This is a genomic window from Microbulbifer maximicatervae (SeqCode), assembly GCF_052468155.1.
Genome location: NZ_CP174335.1, coordinates 1,825,209 through 1,842,815, shown reverse-complemented (window position 1 = coordinate 1,842,815; position 17,607 = coordinate 1,825,209). Strand labels below are relative to the sequence as shown.

Annotated in this window: 30 protein-coding genes; 4 read left to right on the top strand and 26 right to left on the bottom strand. The window is 50.7% G+C overall.

Annotated elements, in window-relative coordinates; translation table 11 throughout:
* Positions 1-45 precede the first annotated feature (45 nt).
* The 4 genes from pxpA to ACJJIY_RS07930 all read left to right on the top strand — a co-directional run bounded on the left by pxpA (position 46) and on the right by ACJJIY_RS07930 (position 4,326).
* Positions 46-795: a 5-oxoprolinase subunit PxpA gene (pxpA, locus tag ACJJIY_RS07945; RefSeq protein WP_445359394.1), complete on the top strand. Its 750-nt coding sequence runs from the start codon at positions 46-48 to the stop codon at positions 793-795.
* The gene (gene pxpB, locus ACJJIY_RS07940) at positions 792-1,520 is read left to right on the top strand and encodes a 5-oxoprolinase subunit PxpB (RefSeq protein ID WP_282934382.1); all 729 of its coding nucleotides are present in this window, start codon (positions 792-794) and stop codon (positions 1,518-1,520) included. The genes pxpA and pxpB overlap by 4 nt, the downstream gene beginning before the upstream one ends.
* Positions 1,521-1,532: 12 nt before the next feature.
* Entirely contained in the window at positions 1,533-2,510 is a 978-nt protein-coding gene (locus ACJJIY_RS07935) for a 5-oxoprolinase subunit C family protein (RefSeq protein WP_444895279.1), read from the top strand.
* A gap of 361 nt (positions 2,511-2,871) precedes the next feature.
* Positions 2,872-4,326, top strand: a complete 1,455-nt coding sequence (locus ACJJIY_RS07930) for a pectin acetylesterase-family hydrolase (RefSeq protein WP_444895280.1) — start codon at positions 2,872-2,874, stop codon at positions 4,324-4,326.
* Positions 4,327-4,383: 57 nt separating this feature from the next.
* Here ACJJIY_RS07930 and ACJJIY_RS07925 read toward each other — a convergent pair whose 3' ends face one another.
* The 26 genes from ACJJIY_RS07925 to rplB all read right to left on the bottom strand — a co-directional run bounded on the left by ACJJIY_RS07925 (position 4,384) and on the right by rplB (position 17,597).
* On the bottom strand, positions 4,384-5,019 hold the full coding sequence (locus tag ACJJIY_RS07925) for a hypothetical protein (RefSeq protein ID WP_445359393.1): 636 nt from the start codon (positions 5,017-5,019) through the stop codon (positions 4,384-4,386).
* A 133-nt stretch (positions 5,020-5,152) separates the two neighbouring features.
* On the bottom strand, positions 5,153-5,410 hold the full coding sequence (locus ACJJIY_RS07920; protein WP_444895282.1) for a YeaC family protein: 258 nt from the start codon (positions 5,408-5,410) through the stop codon (positions 5,153-5,155).
* 72 nt (positions 5,411-5,482) lie between these two features.
* Positions 5,483-5,869 carry a 50S ribosomal protein L17 gene (gene rplQ, locus ACJJIY_RS07915; RefSeq protein WP_108731671.1) on the bottom strand — a complete coding sequence of 129 codons (387 nt, stop codon included), beginning with the start codon at positions 5,867-5,869 and terminating at the stop codon, positions 5,483-5,485.
* A 123-nt stretch (positions 5,870-5,992) separates the two neighbouring features.
* The gene (locus tag ACJJIY_RS07910; RefSeq protein WP_282934387.1) at positions 5,993-6,997 is read right to left on the bottom strand and encodes a DNA-directed RNA polymerase subunit alpha; all 1,005 of its coding nucleotides are present in this window, start codon (positions 6,995-6,997) and stop codon (positions 5,993-5,995) included.
* Positions 6,998-7,041: 44 nt separating this feature from the next.
* Positions 7,042-7,662: a 30S ribosomal protein S4 gene (rpsD, locus tag ACJJIY_RS07905; RefSeq protein WP_108731669.1), complete on the bottom strand. Its 621-nt coding sequence runs from the start codon at positions 7,660-7,662 to the stop codon at positions 7,042-7,044.
* Positions 7,663-7,677: 15 nt separating this feature from the next.
* Positions 7,678-8,067: a 30S ribosomal protein S11 gene (gene rpsK / locus ACJJIY_RS07900; protein ID WP_020411406.1), complete on the bottom strand. Its 390-nt coding sequence runs from the start codon at positions 8,065-8,067 to the stop codon at positions 7,678-7,680.
* An 89-nt stretch (positions 8,068-8,156) separates the two neighbouring features.
* The gene (gene rpsM / locus ACJJIY_RS07895; RefSeq protein WP_282934388.1) at positions 8,157-8,513 is read right to left on the bottom strand and encodes a 30S ribosomal protein S13; all 357 of its coding nucleotides are present in this window, start codon (positions 8,511-8,513) and stop codon (positions 8,157-8,159) included.
* A gap of 344 nt (positions 8,514-8,857) precedes the next feature.
* Positions 8,858-8,974, bottom strand: coding sequence for a 50S ribosomal protein L36 (gene rpmJ, locus ACJJIY_RS07890; protein ID WP_010133825.1), 117 nt, complete (start codon positions 8,972-8,974; stop codon positions 8,858-8,860).
* Positions 8,975-9,015: 41 nt separating this feature from the next.
* Positions 9,016-10,362: a preprotein translocase subunit SecY gene (gene secY, locus ACJJIY_RS07885; protein ID WP_282934389.1), complete on the bottom strand. Its 1,347-nt coding sequence runs from the start codon at positions 10,360-10,362 to the stop codon at positions 9,016-9,018.
* Between the two features lie 11 nt (positions 10,363-10,373).
* A complete protein-coding gene (gene rplO / locus ACJJIY_RS07880) occupies positions 10,374-10,808 on the bottom strand; it encodes a 50S ribosomal protein L15 (RefSeq protein WP_282934390.1) in 435 nt (144 codons plus the stop codon).
* Between the two features lies 1 nt (position 10,809).
* Complete coding sequence (rpmD, locus tag ACJJIY_RS07875; RefSeq protein ID WP_020411402.1) at positions 10,810-10,995, bottom strand: 50S ribosomal protein L30; 186 nt, start codon at positions 10,993-10,995, stop codon at positions 10,810-10,812.
* Positions 10,996-11,033: 38 nt separating this feature from the next.
* Positions 11,034-11,540, bottom strand: coding sequence for a 30S ribosomal protein S5 (rpsE, locus tag ACJJIY_RS07870; RefSeq protein WP_282934391.1), 507 nt, complete (start codon positions 11,538-11,540; stop codon positions 11,034-11,036).
* A 10-nt stretch (positions 11,541-11,550) separates the two neighbouring features.
* Positions 11,551-11,901: a 50S ribosomal protein L18 gene (rplR, locus tag ACJJIY_RS07865; protein WP_282934392.1), complete on the bottom strand. Its 351-nt coding sequence runs from the start codon at positions 11,899-11,901 to the stop codon at positions 11,551-11,553.
* A gap of 13 nt (positions 11,902-11,914) precedes the next feature.
* Positions 11,915-12,448, bottom strand: coding sequence for a 50S ribosomal protein L6 (rplF, locus tag ACJJIY_RS07860; protein ID WP_282934393.1), 534 nt, complete (start codon positions 12,446-12,448; stop codon positions 11,915-11,917).
* Between the two features lie 12 nt (positions 12,449-12,460).
* Positions 12,461-12,853 (bottom strand): 30S ribosomal protein S8, encoded by a 393-nt coding sequence (gene rpsH / locus ACJJIY_RS07855; protein ID WP_282934394.1) that lies wholly within the window; start codon positions 12,851-12,853, stop codon positions 12,461-12,463.
* A gap of 40 nt (positions 12,854-12,893) precedes the next feature.
* Positions 12,894-13,199, bottom strand: a complete 306-nt coding sequence (gene rpsN, locus ACJJIY_RS07850) for a 30S ribosomal protein S14 (protein WP_020411397.1) — start codon at positions 13,197-13,199, stop codon at positions 12,894-12,896.
* Positions 13,200-13,208: 9 nt separating this feature from the next.
* Positions 13,209-13,748 carry a 50S ribosomal protein L5 gene (rplE, locus tag ACJJIY_RS07845; RefSeq protein WP_020411396.1) on the bottom strand — a complete coding sequence of 180 codons (540 nt, stop codon included), beginning with the start codon at positions 13,746-13,748 and terminating at the stop codon, positions 13,209-13,211.
* A 31-nt stretch (positions 13,749-13,779) separates the two neighbouring features.
* The gene (gene rplX / locus ACJJIY_RS07840) at positions 13,780-14,091 is read right to left on the bottom strand and encodes a 50S ribosomal protein L24 (protein WP_108731661.1); all 312 of its coding nucleotides are present in this window, start codon (positions 14,089-14,091) and stop codon (positions 13,780-13,782) included.
* 20 nt (positions 14,092-14,111) lie between these two features.
* A complete protein-coding gene (gene rplN / locus ACJJIY_RS07835) occupies positions 14,112-14,480 on the bottom strand; it encodes a 50S ribosomal protein L14 (RefSeq protein WP_067151032.1) in 369 nt (122 codons plus the stop codon).
* Positions 14,481-14,526: 46 nt separating this feature from the next.
* A complete protein-coding gene (rpsQ, locus tag ACJJIY_RS07830) occupies positions 14,527-14,790 on the bottom strand; it encodes a 30S ribosomal protein S17 (RefSeq protein WP_108731660.1) in 264 nt (87 codons plus the stop codon).
* 2 nt (positions 14,791-14,792) lie between these two features.
* Complete coding sequence (gene rpmC, locus ACJJIY_RS07825; RefSeq protein ID WP_020411392.1) at positions 14,793-14,984, bottom strand: 50S ribosomal protein L29; 192 nt, start codon at positions 14,982-14,984, stop codon at positions 14,793-14,795.
* Positions 14,984-15,397 (bottom strand): 50S ribosomal protein L16, encoded by a 414-nt coding sequence (gene rplP / locus ACJJIY_RS07820; protein WP_282934395.1) that lies wholly within the window; start codon positions 15,395-15,397, stop codon positions 14,984-14,986. The genes rpmC and rplP overlap by 1 nt, the downstream gene beginning before the upstream one ends.
* A gap of 11 nt (positions 15,398-15,408) precedes the next feature.
* On the bottom strand, positions 15,409-16,089 hold the full coding sequence (rpsC, locus tag ACJJIY_RS07815; protein WP_282934396.1) for a 30S ribosomal protein S3: 681 nt from the start codon (positions 16,087-16,089) through the stop codon (positions 15,409-15,411).
* A 19-nt stretch (positions 16,090-16,108) separates the two neighbouring features.
* The gene (gene rplV / locus ACJJIY_RS07810) at positions 16,109-16,441 is read right to left on the bottom strand and encodes a 50S ribosomal protein L22 (protein ID WP_282934397.1); all 333 of its coding nucleotides are present in this window, start codon (positions 16,439-16,441) and stop codon (positions 16,109-16,111) included.
* Positions 16,442-16,456: 15 nt separating this feature from the next.
* Positions 16,457-16,735, bottom strand: a complete 279-nt coding sequence (gene rpsS / locus ACJJIY_RS07805) for a 30S ribosomal protein S19 (RefSeq protein ID WP_069946924.1) — start codon at positions 16,733-16,735, stop codon at positions 16,457-16,459.
* A gap of 37 nt (positions 16,736-16,772) precedes the next feature.
* Positions 16,773-17,597, bottom strand: a complete 825-nt coding sequence (gene rplB, locus ACJJIY_RS07800; protein ID WP_108731657.1) for a 50S ribosomal protein L2 — start codon at positions 17,595-17,597, stop codon at positions 16,773-16,775.
* Positions 17,598-17,607 lie beyond the last annotated feature (10 nt).

Here is a 17,607-nt window from a genome sequence, read left to right as displayed (position 1 = left end):
TAGCGTTAAAACGCATTCGAAATATATTACAGGCAGGATGCCACAGTGAATATTGATATCAACTGCGATCTGGGTGAAGGTGCTGATTTGCGCAGCTGTGACAGGGACGCCCAAATCATGCCGTTTATTTCCCGCTGCAATATAGCTTGCGGCGGCCACGCTGGCACTCCCGAGATCATGGGTAGATCAATCGAAAACGCCCTAAAAAATAGTTTAAAAATCGGCGCGCACCCCAGCTACCCCGACAGGGAAAATTTTGGCCGCAAATCTCTAGTTATTCCTCAAAATAAATTACTCGATTCTCTTTGCGCACAAGTAAACCAACTAGAAAATATCGCGCGTAGCCTAGGAGCAACTTTAGACCATATTAAACTACACGGCGCTCTCTACAATGATACAGAGTCAAACAGAGAACTCGCTAAAAGTATTATTACCCTACTCGACAAAGAATATCCTTCACTGAAAATTATTGGGTTAGCCAACGCTGCCATGCAGTTCGCTGCTGCCAAACAAAATAAAACATTTATTCGCGAAGGATTTATGGATAGGCAGTACCTCAGCAATAACCAACTAGCTCCACGCTCAATGGCGGGTGCTGTTATTGCTGAGACAGAACAGTGCTTACAGCAGGCTATCTGCTTGGCAAAGGGCTTAGAATTTAACGATTATCTTGGTGAAAAATTGCAATTCTCTGTGGATACCATCTGCCTCCACGGCGATAATCCCCAAGCGCCCATTATCGCCAGACAACTTAATCAACATCTCAATGCAAACGGCGTGAGTATAGCTCGGTGACACACCCTGCCCCCCATATACCACTAGCTATTACCATTAACGGAGATTGTGCAGTAGATATCCGCTTTTCCGGCAAACCATGCAAAGCTCTTAGCCGGACAATTATCGGTTTGAGAGCGGCTCTATTAAATGAAGTGCATCCAGGTATCATTGATATCATTCCTGCATACCAGTGCTTAACTGTTATTTTCAATCCTTCCCTATGGGATCACAAAACCTTATACCAATTACTCACTAAAACTACCGAGGACTTTCTAAACAACCCTGCCCCCTTCACCAGTAGACCACGCATAGTGCGTATTCCCGTATGCTACGAAGAAGGCTTTTCTCCAGACCTTGAGGCATTATCAGAACATACCAAATTATCGTCACAGGAAATCATCAAACGACATACCGCACAACGTTACTTAGTGCATATGTTGGGCTTTACTCCAGGCTTCTTATACCTTGGCGGACTTGACCCAAAGCTATATTGCCCCAGAAAAGAAACTCCCCGAACCAGAATTCCCGCAGGCGCTGTCGGGATAGGTGGAGAACAAACAGGCATCTACCCACAAGCTACACCGGGGGGATGGCAAATTATTGGCCAGACACCCCTTAGTCTTTTTCAACCTGCGGAACCCTCCCCATTTATCGCTGCACCTTTAGATGAAATTGAGTTTTATGCAATAGATTCTCAGCAATTTCATATACTCTCGCAGAGTACTAAAAGTAGTTCACCCTAAAAAGGAGGGTCTATGGGTATTCACTTTCTTCGAGCAGGGCTACAGACAAGTATTCAGGACCTGGGTCGTCCAGGCATGATGCACTGTGGAATTCCATGGGGAGGTGCTGCCGACCCACTATCGATGAAAATAGCCAACCTGTTATTAGGAAACCCGTTAGGGCACCCAACCTTTGAGATCACCCTGCTCGGTCCTAGAATCGAATTCCTCTGCAATCTCACTATCGCTATAGCCGGAGGCCAATTCAGAGGTTCCTTAAATAACGAGTCAATTGATAATTTCCGAACCTATAGGGTTAAGCCTGGTGATATTTTGGATATAGCTCAAGCTATTTCCGGTGCAAGAACCTACCTTGCGATTTCTGCCAAGATAGACGCACCCAATATCTTAGGTAGCTCTGCAACTCACGTTATAAGTAAATTTGGCGCAAATAGTGGCAAACCGATCACATCTAACGAAGTCATCCACTTTAAAGAAGTCCACACCGCAAAAGAATCTGTACTAAATAAAAGGTTTCACCTTCACTACTCACATAATTCAAAGCTACGACTAGTGGCTGGACCAGAGAGCAATTTATTTTCCAAGAAATTTATTGAACACTTTTACGGCTCAACCTATCTGGTTTCTACCCAAAGCAATCGTATGGGCATTCGTCTATCCACTAAAAACAATTCTACAATTCATAAAATTACAAACGGAAAGACACAACTATCATCAGCAGGACTCTATCCCGGCAGCATTCAAGTACCACCCGATGCCAATCCTATTATTTCCTTTATTGAGGGACAGACTATTGGCGGGTACCCCCGAATAGGCCATATTATAAAATCGGAACTTCATCGCCTGGGTCAGCTAGCCCCAAAAAACAAAATCACATTTCAAGAAATAAGTATTGAAGAATCGCGTGAAATTTTCAAAAAGAAACAAGACCTAATTAAAAAACTCCAACAGAGCCTGAATCTTAATCACAGGGAGGCACTATCCCTTTAATGCAAGCATAAACATTATCAGATACAGAACTATTTAATACTCAAAAATAACAGCATAAAGTAGAGAATAAAAATTACGCCAAAATAGACAAAATAATTTTATTAAAAATTTAAATGGAATATTTTTGGACAAAAAAAGAAAAAATATTACAGAAATTCTGTGACCGGCAAGTTTCCCCTCATATCTTTCTAGACCAAAACATCATTATTAACTAACCTCATTGGGTTTTACCCAAACAGCGATTTGGACTAGCGTGCAAGTTGATTATCTATAGGGAGCAAATAAATCTCCAAACAATTATTTCAGGATCAACAAAGCACATTCCAAAGAGAAAACACACAATACCTTAAGGGGATTAATAATGATAAAAATTCTCCGCGGTTTTATTTCAATACTCTTAGCGAGTTCTCTACTTATCACAGGTCATGCAAATGCAGAACCGGGTGATTACAACTTCTGGACTACCCTAAAGCATTTGTTTGATCCACCCAATGCCGATGCGCCAGTCACCTCGCAGCAAGCTGAAGGGATGTATCCACTAACTATGGATGATCCCAGTTTTAATGATGATTTTGATCCTGGCGACTACAACACCTGGCAAAAAATTGATGTACCTACCAGTACAGGTGCCATGTGTGGGAATGGATCACCCTATAAGTTCTTTGTTCACCGTGTTCCAGATACCAGTAACACCATTTTCTATTTCGAGGGTGGAGGGGCATGCTGGGACTATGAAAGCTGCTCAGGACAAGCTGGTATTCGCGGGGCTCGCAACCCCAATGGCATTCCCGATGATTACCTAAGCAATGTGCACTTGTTAGATTTTACAAATTTCGAAAATCTTACTACCGCTGGCGTATCCCCTTTGATTTATACACATCACCCCTACGACCAGTATAAAACTGGCGAGTGGAATATGGTTTATGTACCGTATTGCACAGGGGATATCTACGTAGGCGATAAAACTGAAATATACGAGGATACTACTGGCGAGAACCCCGACCTTATCTGGCACCACAATGGATTACGCAACGTTCAGGCAGTTACTTCCTGGGTGAAAAATAATTTGCAAAAACCGAAGCAGATGCTCGCTGCGGGTTGTAGTGCAGGTAGTATTGGTGCTCTGTTTAATTATTCGAAGTTGCGCGAGGATATGAATGTCGATTATGGCTATCTCCTCGATGATTCAGGCCCTCTCTATCAGGCACCTTTAGACGGGAGTGACAGCACCCAATATCCCTCTTTACCGCTACATAAAGAAGTGCTGCGCTCTTGGACTACCTATACCGCCGATAGCGATGAAAGCTCGGAAAACCCCATCACTATGTTAAAAGCCATAACACCGGGATTCGAAGCCAATCAGCTAGCCTCACTTTATGCAGCGCTTTCCAATAAATTCCCCTCAGATCGACTGGGTATTACGCACTTTCTTGCTGACGGGAATTTTTCATCCTACTCCTACGAGAGATTTTATGAGGATATTTATAATGATCCCGATGCAGACTCCCGTTTAAATAAATTGCGACAGCGCTGGCAGAAAGATACCCATGAAAATTTGATTCCGCTGCTGGATCAAACTAGTAACTGGGGCTATTACTTCCCGATGTTCCGCAATTTAAACGAGAGCCACTGCACAACCATTATCGATTTAAACTATGGTGAGATTGCCGAGCACGGGCTTGAATTAAAAGATTTCCTCGACAACATCGTCAATCATAACGGTGGAGGCATGATTCGGGCATACGAAACCGATGAGGTTTCAGATTATGAGGACAACAGTAACTGGTTCTATGATCTGATCGGCTTGTTTATGTAATTAAAATACCCCCAGCGCTGCCGGTAACTCGCTGGCAGCGCTGAAGTGATAGAAAACCTAACTGCCATATACCGCCTCACGGGCGTCCTGAAGACGTTTACGTAAGTATTCATGTCTACTCATGCCATCGGGAAAGGACGTCATCTGCTGAACTTCCTCAACGATCGAGCGCTCAAGATCCTTATAGGTGGAAAAGCCCGGAACCTCGACATGAGGGTCGTAATCCCTGATCACCGTTTGCGCTTTATCCCGATAAATATTAAATAGCTCTTCAGCTCTTTGGGTGAACTCTGCCTGGTTAAGACTATTTTTTTCCAGCCAGGCCAACTTCATTGAAAGCGCTTCATAGCCTGTAATACGCGATTCCCGCTCTATTTTTTCAATTGCATCCCAGGCCTCTTCACCAGAGAGATTGCCCAGGTCTGCAAAGTAGTCTTTGAGCGCCTGCTTAACATTCTCACGATCCAGATAAGCCTGAACCCGAGGATGATTTAATAACTCTTCGACTTCCCCATGTTCCAGCTGGGACCAGAGTATGCTGTCAGAAATATTCTTTACTAATTCACTATCATCTTTTAGCGGCTCTATTATCTGGCGCACCTTGGCCACACTTGAGCGCACATCAATATCGTAGTGATCAACCCCTACAACGGCGAGCGTTACTGCTCCGGCAAGCAAAATCAGCTTTTTCATAATTAGTTACCGAGCAAATTAGAAATTATGTATTTGTCTGTCGGTAACTATCTAAGCAGAGAATTGGGAGAGCATGAAAGAAAATAACGCCCTCACCAATGAATAAAGTGCCAATATCTTACAGACTGATTAGCTAGCCAACCCAGTTAACAGCTTGCTCATCGTCTTTTTTTCCTACACAGGGCTCATCCTTGGTCTTCGGCGCCACATAGCCTAGCTGTTGCTCCCGCGGAAGGTTTGCGGACTCCCAATTGGAAACCGCTTCTGCGCAGAGGCTGCGCTGCTCAGGGGATAGCGCAACACCATTGGGCCATTTTCCAAGCTCAATGGCCCGCTTTAAGCTGCCCACAATCTCGGGATTCAAACTCTTTAATAGTTGCTCAAAAGACATACAAAAATCTCCTTATGGCAAAAAAAAGGCCGGTCAAAGACCGGCCTTCCGTAGCGCTATGGCTAATAACGCTTAAGCTTCAGCAGCTTCGTCTTCTACTTGAGGACGGTCTACCAGCTCAACGTATGCCATCGGCGCCTTATCACCAGCGCGGAAACCACACTTCATGATACGGATGTAACCACCAGGACGGGCTTCGTAACGAGGACCCAGCTCGTCGAACAGCTTACGCACAGCATCCTTATCACGGATACGAGCGAAAGCCAGACGGCGGTTAGCAACACTGTCTTTCTTAGCCAGAGTGATCAGCGGCTCGGCAACGCGGCGCAGTTCTTTGGCTTTGGCCAGTGTGGTTTTGATCAGTTCGTGCTCCACCAGAGAGGCGCTCATGTTCTTGAACATGGCCTTGCGGTGAGCGCTCGTGCGGCTGAATTTACGGCCACTATAGCGATGACGCATGACTCAATTCCTTACGACCTAAGTTGCTGTCACAGCAGGTCGTTCTGGAGCGGTGTCGCGCTAAGCTGTAGCACCGCTCGGGTTCTTTCTACTAATCACGACACCGTCGCGACTACCAAATGCTTACAGGGGGCTTAACTTGCTGTCGCCTTTCAGGCTGGCCGGCGGCCAGTTTTCCAGGCGCATACCCAGGGACAAACCACGGGAAGCCAGTACGTCCTTGATTTCAGTCAGAGACTTCTTACCAAGATTCGGCGTCTTCAGCAGTTCTACTTCAGTGCGCTGAATCAGATCACCGATGTAGTAAATATTCTCTGCCTTCAGACAGTTCGCCGAACGTACAGTCAACTCCAGGTCGTCTACCGGGCGCAGTAGTACCGGATCAACTTCAGGCTCTTCAGCCTTCGGCTGTGCATCCTTCTCGCCTTCCAGGTCCACAAATACTGCGAGCTGTTGCTGCAGAATAGTGGCGGCGCGACGAATAGCCTCTTCCGGGTCCAGGGTACCGTTGGTCTCCAGATCCAGAACCAGCTTATCCAGGTCAGTGCGCTGTTCTACACGCGCGCTTTCCACGCTGTAGGAAACGCGACGCACTGGGCTGTATGAAGCATCCAGCTGCAGACGGCCAATTGCACGGCTTTCCTCTTCCTCGCCACGACGAGCATCGGCGGGCTGGTAGCCACGGCCGCGCGCTACAGTGAGACGCAGGTTGAGCTCGACATCACCAGTAATATTGGCGATCACGTGCTCAGGATTAACGATCTCGATGTCGTGATCTACCTGGATATCTCCAGCAGTCACCGCACCTGGGCCCTTTTTGCTCAGGCTCAATACCGCCTGATCCTTACCGTGCATAACAACGGCGATTTCTTTCAGGTTGAGCAGGATTTCAATTACATCTTCCTGCACACCTTCGATCGCGCTGTACTCGTGCTCGACACCTTCGATTTCCACCTCGGTGACGGCGCAGCCCGGCATGGAGGACAGCAGGATGCGACGCAGCGCATTGCCAAGAGTGTGGCCAAAGCCACGCTCCAGGGGCTCCAAAATCACTTTGGCGTGATTCGGATTGTACTCGGTGACGTCAATACGACGCGGTGTCAAAAACTCGTTGACAGCAGTCTGCATAGCCATACCTGTTTACAGTTGCATTCCTTAAAGTGGACTTATTGTTACTTGGAGTACAGTTCCACGATAAGGTTTTCGTTGATCTCTGCCGGCAGATCGACACGATCCGGAGTGCGCTTGAAAGTGCCTTCCAGTTTGCTCGCGTTTACGTCTACCCACTCGACATCGCCACGCTGGGCAGCGAGGGAAACGGAATTCTGGATACGCAGCTGCTTCTTGGCTTTCTCACGTACAGCGATAACGTCGCCTTCTTTAACCTGGAAAGAAGGGATGTTAACGGTAGTGCCGTTTACAAGAATCGCTTTGTGGGAAACCAGCTGACGCGCTTCAGAGCGAGTTGAGCCGAAGCCCATGCGGTAAACCACGTTGTCCAGACGCTGCTCGAGAAGTTGCAGCAGGTTTTCACCTGTAGCGCCCTTCAGACGTGCTGCTTCCTTATAGTAGTTACGGAACTGCTTTTCCAGTACGCCGTAGATACGACGAACTTTTTGCTTTTCACGCAGCTGAATACCGTAGTCGGACAGACGACCGCGACCAGCGCCGTGCTGACCGGGTTTGGATTCTGCGCGACACTTGGAGTCGTGCGGACGAACACCACTCTTCAGCTGCAGGTCAGTCCCTTCACGACGGGACAGTTTACATTTTGGTCCAATATAACGTGCCATTTTGTCAGCCCCCTCTTACACGCGACGCTTTTTAGGTGGACGACATCCGTTATGCGGGATAGGCGTCACGTCGGTGATGTTGGTGATCTTGTAGCCGCAGTTGTTCAGTGCACGAACGGCAGATTCGCGACCGGGGCCAGGGCCCTTAACTTCTACGTCGAGGTTTTTCAGGCCGTATTCCTGAGCTGCAGTACCTGCGCGCTCAGCGGCAACCTGGGCTGCAAACGGGGTGCTCTTACGCGAGCCACGGAAGCCAGATCCACCTGCGGTGGCCCAGCTGAGGGTATTACCCTGGCGATCAGTGATCGTCACGATCGTGTTGTTGAACGATGCGTGGATGTGGGCAATACCGTCGACAACGGTCTTTTTGACCTTTTTGCGAACAGTAGTTTTTGGCTTAGCCATACCAGTATCCTAAATCCTGTATCAAATCCCCTCGGCGATTAGCCGGACGGGGCATCTTGAACCGCGATTTCGCGCCTTTTAGTTAAGGCTTACTTGCGAATCGGCTTGCGCGGACCCTTACGGGTGCGAGCATTGGTCTTGGTGCGCTGACCACGCAGCGGCAAGCTGCGACGGTGACGCAGACCGCGATAACAACCCAGGTCCATCAAACGCTTGATGTTCATGGATATTTCACGGCGCAGGTCGCCTTCCACGGTCAGTTTTGCAACTTCACCACGGATGGTTTCGATCTGCTCTTCAGACAGTTCGCGGATTTTGGTGGATTCAGCGATACCAACCGCTGCCAAAATAGACTTAGCCGTAGTGCGACCAACCCCATAAATGTGGGTCAGGGAGATTACGGCGTGCTTGTGGTCTGGTACATTGACACCAGCAATACGTGCCATAGAGGCGTACTCCACGTATTGGAGTCACTGCTTTATATTAAGTATGTGACTCTACTTTGATTTCGGCGCTGACAGCGACTAAAAAACCGGCGGCGCCACCAAAAAGGCGCGCAAGAATAGCTTTTCAGACACTAATTTGCAATAGCCAACGTCCGCATCGGTCCCCCGAAGCGGATGAAGACGACAGTCAACGCCCCCAGTTGGAAGTTTGCTGTTGCTAACTTCCCACCCCAAAAAACTTCCCGGGGTGTTGCCATTCGATACGGGGCTGTATCGAGTAGCGAATTTTTCCAGCTTTTACAGAGGCGCCCTGTGGGCGCTCTCCGCAAGGGGCTGGCCCCTTCTTAGCCTTGACGCTGCTTGTGACGTGGCTCAGCGCTGCAGATTACCCGCAGAACACCCTTGCGACGCACGATTTTGCAGTTACGGCAGATCTTTTTTACAGAAGCGCGTACTTTCATGACCTTACCTCAATTCAATCAAACTGCGAGCAGGCGACGCCCTAGCGACGACCGTAGCTTTGCAGGTTAGATTTTTTCATCAAACCCTCGTACTGGTGCGACAGCAGATGCGATTGTACCTGTGCCATAAAGTCCATCACTACGACTACAACGATCAGCAGTGAGGTACCCCCCAGATAGAAGGGAACGTTAAACCCAACCACCAGGAACTGCGGCAGCAGGGATACCAGTGCGATGTATACAGCACCCACCAGAGTGAGGCGAGTCAGCACGCTATCGATATAGCGGGCCGTCTGCTCTCCAGGGCGAATGCCTGGCACATAAGCACCGGACTTTTTCAGGTTATCCGCAACTTCATTCGGGTTGAACATCAACGCCGTGTAGAAGAAACAGAAGAAACCAATCAACAGTGCGAACAGAATAATGTTCAGCGGTTGCCCTGGTCCAAGCTGCAACGCCATCCACTGCAGGATCTCTGCACCGAGACCTTCCCCGCCCTGACCAAACCACTGTGCCAGTGTGGCCGGGAACAACAGGATACTGCTGGCAAAGATTACCGGAATTACACCGGCCATATTTACCTTCAGCGGCAAGTGGCTCGCCTGTGCAGCTGGAGCCGCAGAGTAGCGTCCCGCTTGGCGCCTGGCGTGGTTGATCGTAATGCGGCGCTGGCCGCGTTCCATAACAACCACAAAGAACACTACAGCAAGAGCGATGACGCCAATCATCAACAGCATGAGTATGTGCAGCTCACCCTGTCTCGCCTGCTCAAATGCCTGGCCGATGGCACCGGGTAAACCGGCGACGATACCGGCAAAAATCAGCATGGAAATGCCGTTGCCAACACCGCGCTCAGTGATCTGCTCACCGAGCCACATCATAAATACAGCACCAGTCACCAGTGACGTTACCGCCACAAAGTAAAAACCAAACGCGGGCTCAGATGAGTAAGCCAGGTTCTGCCCTGCCAGGCCGAAAGTCATACCGATCCCCTGAATCAGGGCCAGTATTACCGTCAGATAGCGGGTGTACTGGTTGATCTTACGTCTTCCGGCCTCCCCTTCCTTCTTCAACGCTTCCAGAGAGGGAGTCACCGCGCTCATCAACTGCATGATGATGGACGCGGAGATGTAGGGCATGATGCCCAGCGCCAGAATACTCATCCTTTCCAGGGCGCCGCCTGAAAACATGTTAAACAGGCCAAGGATGGTTCCCTGGTTCTGGTTAAACAGGTTTGACAGCTTTTCCGGATCAATGCCGGGCACCGGAATATGTGTCCCCAGTCGATAAACAAGAATCGCTAGAAACAGAAAACGAAGGCGAGCCCAAAGCTCGCCCAATCCCTTGCTGTTGCCCAGGGGATTTCCACCGGATCCTGGTCGTGCCATTGGCGCCTCGATTAGTCTTCTATTTTACCGCCAGCAGCTTCAATCGCTGCCTTTGCACCTTTGGTAACTCCCAGACCCTTAACGGTAACAGCTTTGGTCAGCTCACCTGAGAGGAACACTTTGGCGCGTTTAATATGGCTGCCGATAATATCGGCATTCTTAAGCGCTGCCAAATCGATTACGTCATTTTCTACCTTCGCCAGCTCAGCCAGACGTACTTCTGCGGTAAAGCGAGAAACACGAGCGGTGAAACCGTACTTAGGAAGACGCTTCTGCAAAGGCATCTGACCGCCTTCGAAGCCCGGACGAACACTGCCGCCGGAACGCGCTTTCTGACCTTTGTGGCCGCGGCCACCGGTCTTACCAATTCCGCTACCAATACCGCGACCAACGCGCTTGGCGCTGTGCTTGTGGCCTGGTGCTGGAGACAAGTCGTTCAAACGCATGTTATTCCCCCTCAACCTTAACCAGGTAGTTTACTTTGTTGATCATACCGCGCACGGAGGGAGTATCCTCCACTTCCACTGTGTGGCCGATGCGGCGCAGGCCCAGACCCGCAACGCACGCCTGATGACTTTTCAGGCGTCCGTTGATGCTTTTGGTCTGGGTCACTTTTATGGTCTTCTTAGCCATGGTCTTAACCCACCAATAACCTTAAATCCGAGCTGTAATTAGCCCAGAATCTCTTCGACAGATTTACCGCGCTTGGCAGCTACATCTTCCGGGCTCTGCATTTGCTCCAGAGCTTTGAAAGTTGCACGTACTACGTTCACCGGGTTGGTGGAGCCGTAACACTTAGCCAATACGTTGTGTACACCAGCCATTTCCAGAACGGAGCGCATAGCACCGCCGGCAATTACACCGGTACCCTGGGAAGCGGGCTGCATGTAAATCTTGGAACCGCCGTGGCGACCATTGGTAGCGTACTGGATGGTGTCACCATTCAGGTCTACCTGGATCATGTTGCGGCGTGCAGATTCCATCGCCTTTTGAATCGCTACAGGCACTTCACGTGCCTTGCCACGACCAAAGCCAACACGGCCATTGCCATCACCAACTACGGTCAGTGCGGTAAAGGCGAAGATACGACCACCTTTAACAGTCTTGGCAACGCGGTTGACCTGGACCAGCTTCTCCTGCAGGCCTTCGTCGTTGCTTTTGTCTTTCTCTCTAGCCATAACTCAACCCTTAGAATTTCAGACCGGCTTCGCGGGCAGCGTCAGCCAGAGCCTTAACACGGCCATGGTATCTGAAGCCGCTACGATCGAAGGCAACTTGTTCAACGCCAGCGGCTTTCGCGCGCTCAGCGATCAGTTTGCCAACTGCGGCAGCAGCGTCAGCGTTGCCAGTTTTACCAGAGCGCAGGTCCTTGTCCAGGGTAGAGGCGGAAGCCAATACCGCGCTGCCTTCGGCAGACAGGATCTGTGCGTAAATGTGGCGCGGGGTGCGGTTCACGGTGAGGCGAACGGCGCCCAGCTCACGGATCTTGGCGCGGGCACGACGTGCACGACGCAAGCGAGATGCTTTCTTAACGTTCATATCTATGCCCTACTTACTTCTTCTTGGCCTCTTTGCGATACACGCGCTCGTCGGCATAACGGACACCCTTACCTTTGTAGGGCTCCGGCGGACGGAACGAGCGGATCTCAGCGGCCACTTGGCCCAGCAGCTGTTTATTGCTGCTCTTCAGTACGATTTCAGTCTGGGATGGAGTTTCCGCAGTCACACCTTCCGGCAACTGATAATCGATCGGATGGGAGAAGCCCAGGGTCAGGTTAACCGCTTTACCGGCTGCTTTCGCACGATAACCAACACCCAGCAACTGCAGCTTCTTCTCGAAGCCCTTGCTTACGCCTATCACCATGTTATTGACCAAAGCACGGGTGGTACCCGCCAAGGCTCTGGCCTGCTTGGAGTTATTGCGCGCGGCAAAAGTCAGCTGGCTTTCAGCCTCGCTCACTTCTACATCACCGTGAATAACCATATCCAGGTTACCGCTACCGCCTTTAACAGCGATATTTTGACCTTTCAGGTCTACGGTTACACCTGCGGGGATAACTACCGGACTATTTGCTACTCGAGACATTGCAACCCCCGCTTAGAATACGGTGCAAAGCACTTCGCCACCGATACCAGCCTGACGTGCAGCGCGGTCAGTCATCACACCATTAGAGGTGGAAACGATCGCGACACCCAGGCCACCACGTACGGTAGGCAGAGCTTTTTTACCAGTGTAAGCGCGCAGGCCCGGACGGGAAACGCGATTGAGCTCGGCAATAACCGGCTTGCCCTGGAAGTATTTCAGAGCAATGGTCAGTTCCGGCTTAGCGCCTTCGCTTACGTTTAAATCAGTAACGTAACCTTCGTCTTTCAGGACTTTGGCCACTGCTACTTTCAGTTTGGATGATGGCAGGGTGACTTCCGCCTTTCCGCGCGCCAGGGCATTGCGGATGCGAGTCAGCATATCTGCCAACGGATCTTGCATACTCATCTTATGAGACTCCTCAAATCTGCCTTAAACCAGCTGGTAATTACCAGCTGGACTTCACGAGGCCAGGAACATCACCACGCATCGCAGCTTCACGAAGCTTGTTACGGCACAGGCCGAACTTGCGGTATACAGCGTGGGGGCGACCAGTAATACGACAGCGGCGTTGCTGACGTACCGGGCTTGCATCGCGCGGCATTTTCTGCAGCTTGAGTTGAGCCTCCCACTGCTCCTCTTCGGAAGCAGTGGAACTGGCGATGATCGCCTTCAGCTCTTGACGCTTCTCGGCGTACTTAGCTGCGGTTCGAGCGCGCTTGTTTTCGCGCGCAATCATGGATTTCTTCGCCATGGAATCCTCTTAACCCTTGAAAGGGAAGTTGAACGCTTTCAGCAGCGCACGACCTTGATCGTCGTTTGCAGCTGTAGTGGTAATACAAATATCCAGACCGCGGAGCTTGTCTACTTTGTCGTAGTCAATTTCCGGGAAGATGATTTGCTCAGTCACGCCCATAGAGAAGTTACCGCGGCCGTCGAACTGCTTCGGGCTAATGCCACGGAAGTCGCGGATACGCGGAATCGCGATGTCAACCAAACGCTCCAGGAACTCATACATGCGCTCACCGCGCAGAGTTACCTTGCAGCCGATCGGCCAACCGTCACGAATCTTAAAGCCCGCAATAGACTTGCGCGCTTTAGTAACGATGGGCTTTTGACCAGTAATTGCTGTCATATCGTTGACAGCGTGCTCCAGCACCTTCTTATCACCAATCGCTTCACCAACACCCATGTTGATGGTGATCTTGGTGATGCGCGGCACTGCCATCACATTCTCGAGACCAAGCTCTTCTTTTAGCTTGGCCACGAGGTCCTTAGTGTAGAGCTCTTTAAGCTTTGCCATGATCTACCAACCTGCTTTTGCGTCAAGAGCCTTAGATGGCTTCGCCGCTGGATTTGAAGACGCGAATCTTAGTGCCGTCTTCCAGTACTTTAAAGCCCACCCGGTCAGCCTTCTGGGTGTTAGGGTTGAAGATGGCTACGTTGGAAGCTTGGATAGCAGCTTCTTTCTCAACGATGCCACCTGCAATACCCATCTGTGGGTTTGGCTTTTGGTGCTTTTTGATCATCTGTATGCCGGAGACAATCAGACGACCGTCGTTCAGTACTTTACGTACTGAACCACGTTTGCCCTTGTCACGACCGGCGATAACGATCACTTCGTCGTCACGCTTGATCTTGCGCATAACTCTTCTCCGCTCGAGGCCTAGATAACTTCGGGAGCGAGGGAGATGATCTTCATGAACTTCTCACCGCGCAATTCGCGAGTTACCGGACCAAAAATACGGGTGCCAACCGGCGCCAGTTGCTGGTTCAGCAGCACCGCTGCGTTATCGTCAAATTTAATCAGGGAACCGTCCGCGCGACGCACACCTTTTTTGGTGCGAACCACAACGGCGTTCATTACCTGACCTTTCTTCACTTTACCGCGGGGGATGGCTTCCTTAACGGTTACCTTGATAATGTCGCCCACGCCGGCATAACGACGATGGGAGCCGCCCAGCACCTTGATGCACATGACGCGGCGAGCCCCACTGTTGTCAGCTACTTCTAAGTAGGATTCCGCTTGAATCATTGTCTCTCTCCGAAACCTTTCAATTCGGCAGTCAATGCGCTAGGGGTTATACCTTCGCCGCACGCTCTACAATTTTCTGTAAAGCCCAAGATTTGCTCTTGGACAGAGGACGAGATTCCTCGATGGTTACAACATCACCGATGCTGCAATCATTGTTCTCATCATGTGCCTTGAGCTTTGTGGACTTGTTTACAATTTTGCCGTAGATCGGGTGCTTAACACGGCGCTCGATCAAAACGGTGATGGTTTTATCCATCTTGTCACTCACAACCTTGCCGGTCAGAGTACGCTTCAGTTTTGCTTCAGCCATGATTAATTACCTGCCTTCTCGGTCAACACAGTCTTTATGCGAGCAATGTCGCGACGAGTCTGCTTCAGCAGATGAGTCTGAGCCAGTTGACCGGTGGATTTTTGCATACGAAGCTTAAATTGAGCTTCGAGCTGGTTCAGCAGTTCCTGGTTCAGCTCTTCAACTGACTTTTCGCGTAGATCTGCAGTCTTCATTACATCACCGAACGCTTAACGAAAGTTGTTTTTACAGGCAGCTTGGCCGCAGCTAGTGCGAAAGCCTCACGAGCCAGCTCCTCGGACACACCCTCCATCTCATAGAGGACCTTGCCCGGCTGGATCTGAGCTACCCAGTATTCAACGCCACCTTTACCTTTACCCATTCGAACTTCGAGGGGCTTATTGGTAATTGGCTTGTCTGGAAACACACGAATCCAGATTTTACCGCCACGTTTAATGTGACGAGTCATTGCGCGACGAGCCGCTTCGATCTGGCGCGCAGTAATGCGTCCACGACCGGTAGCCTTAAGGCCAAACTCGCCAAAGCTCACTTTAGAGCCGCGCTGAGCAAGACCGCGGTTGCGACCCTTCTGTACCTTGCGGAATTTTGTACGCTTTGGTTGCAGCATTTGCGTACCCCTTATTTAGCAGCTTTTTTGCGGCTCTTTACCGGCTTCTCATCGGGCACTTCGTCACCGATTACCTCGCCTTTAAAGATCCACACCTTGATACCGATGATGCCGTAAGTAGTCTTCGCTTCAACATTGGCGTAGTCGATGTTGGCGCGCAGGGTGTGCAGGGGCACACGGCCTTCGCGATACCATTCGGTACGCGCGATTTCTGCACCGCCAAGACGGCCACTTACTTGAATCTTGATACCTTCGGCACCCTGACGCATAGCGTTCTGTACGGCACGCTTCATAGCGCGACGGAACATAACACGGCGTTCCAGCTGCTGGGCAACGTTCTGGCCAACCAGAGCCGCGTCCATATCAGGCTTGCGCACTTCTTCGATGTCGATGTGCACAGGTACGCCCATCTGCGCGCTTACTTCTTTGCGCAGACGTTCTACGTCTTCACCTTTTTTACCGATCACGATGCCCGGACGTGCAGTGTGAATCTTCACACGCGCAGTGTTTGCCGGACGTTCGATCTCGATACGGCTCACAGAAGCGTGGGCCAGTTTTTTGCGAATGTATTCGCGAACTTTCAGATCCGTGTACAGCTTGTCTGCGTACTCGTCGCTGCCGGCATACCAAACAGAGGTATGCTTTTTAACGATACCCAGACGAATGCCGGTAGGATGTACTTTTTGTCCCATGGTTTTCTCGCCTGCTCTCTTATTTCTCGGCCACTTTCACAGTGATGTGACAAGTACGCTTAAGAATGCGATCAGCACGACCTTTAGCACGCGGCTTAATGCGCTTCATGGTCATACCTTCGTCCACAAAAATTGTGGAAACCTTCAGCTCGTCAACGTCAGCACCTTCGTTGTGCTCAGCGTTGGCAATGGCCGACTCCAGTACTTTCTTAATGATCGCCGCACCCTTTTTAGTACTGAAAGCCAGTATATCCAGGGCCTCTTCAACGCCTTTGCCGCGAACCTGATCAGCTACCAGTCGCGCCTTTTGCGCCGATAGACGTGCGCCGCGTAATTTTGCTGCTACTTCCATCTTTATAACCTCGGCTTAGCGCTTCTTCGCTTTCTTGTCCGCAGCATGACCGCGGTAAGTGCGGGTAGCAGCGAACTCGCCCAGTTTATGGCCAACCATTTCTTCGTTAACCAAAACGGGCACGTGTTGACGACCGTTGTGCACGGCAATCGTCAGTCCAACCATTTCCGGCATAATCATGGAACGGCGGGACCAGGTTTTAATCGGCCGACGATCGTTTGCTGCAATCGCTGCCTCCACCTTCTTGATCAAATGCAGATCAATAAAGGGACCTTTCTTTAATGAGCGTGGCACTGTCGATTCCTCTCTAGCTGCTCAGACATCGCGCGGCTTACTTGCCGCGACGACGTACTATCATCTTATCGGTGCGCTTGTTCTTGCGCGTTTTCTTACCCTTGGTCGGAACGCCCCACGGAGTAACCGGATGACGACCACCAGAGGTACGGCCTTCACCACCACCGTGCGGGTGATCTACCGGGTTCATCGCCACACCGCGAACGGTAGGACGAACACCACGCCAGCGTGCAGCACCAGCTTTACCCAGCTTGCGCAGGCTGTGCTCGGAGTTGCTCACTTCACCCAGGGTTGCGCGGCACTCAGCGAGAACCTTGCGCATTTCGCCGGAACGCAGACGAATGGTCGCATACTGACCTTCACGAGCTACCAGCTGCACAGAGGCACCAGCAGAACGGGCCAGCTGAGCGCCTTTGCCTGGCTTCAGCTCGATCGCGTGGATTACAGAACCTACCGGAACGTTGCGCAGAGGCAGAGTGTTACCCACAACAATCGGTGCGGCATCGCCGGACTGAATGGTGGCACCTGCTTTCAGGCCTTTCGGTGCGATAATGTAACGACGCTCACCGTCGGCGTAACACACCAGAGCGATGTGTGCGCTGCGGTTGGGATCGTACTCCAGACGCTCAACTTTAGCCGGAATACCGTCTTTGTTGCGCTTGAAGTCGATTACACGGTAGTGCTGCTTGTGGCCACCACCGATGTGACGGGTAGTGATACGACCATTGTTGTTACGGCCACCACTTTTGCTCTTGCTCTCCAACAGAGGAGCGTAAGGAGCACCCTTGTGCAGGTCGGTGTTAACAACCTTAACCAGGTGACGACGGCCGGCGGAGGTCGGTTTTGTTTTTACAATTGCCATTGTAACGGTC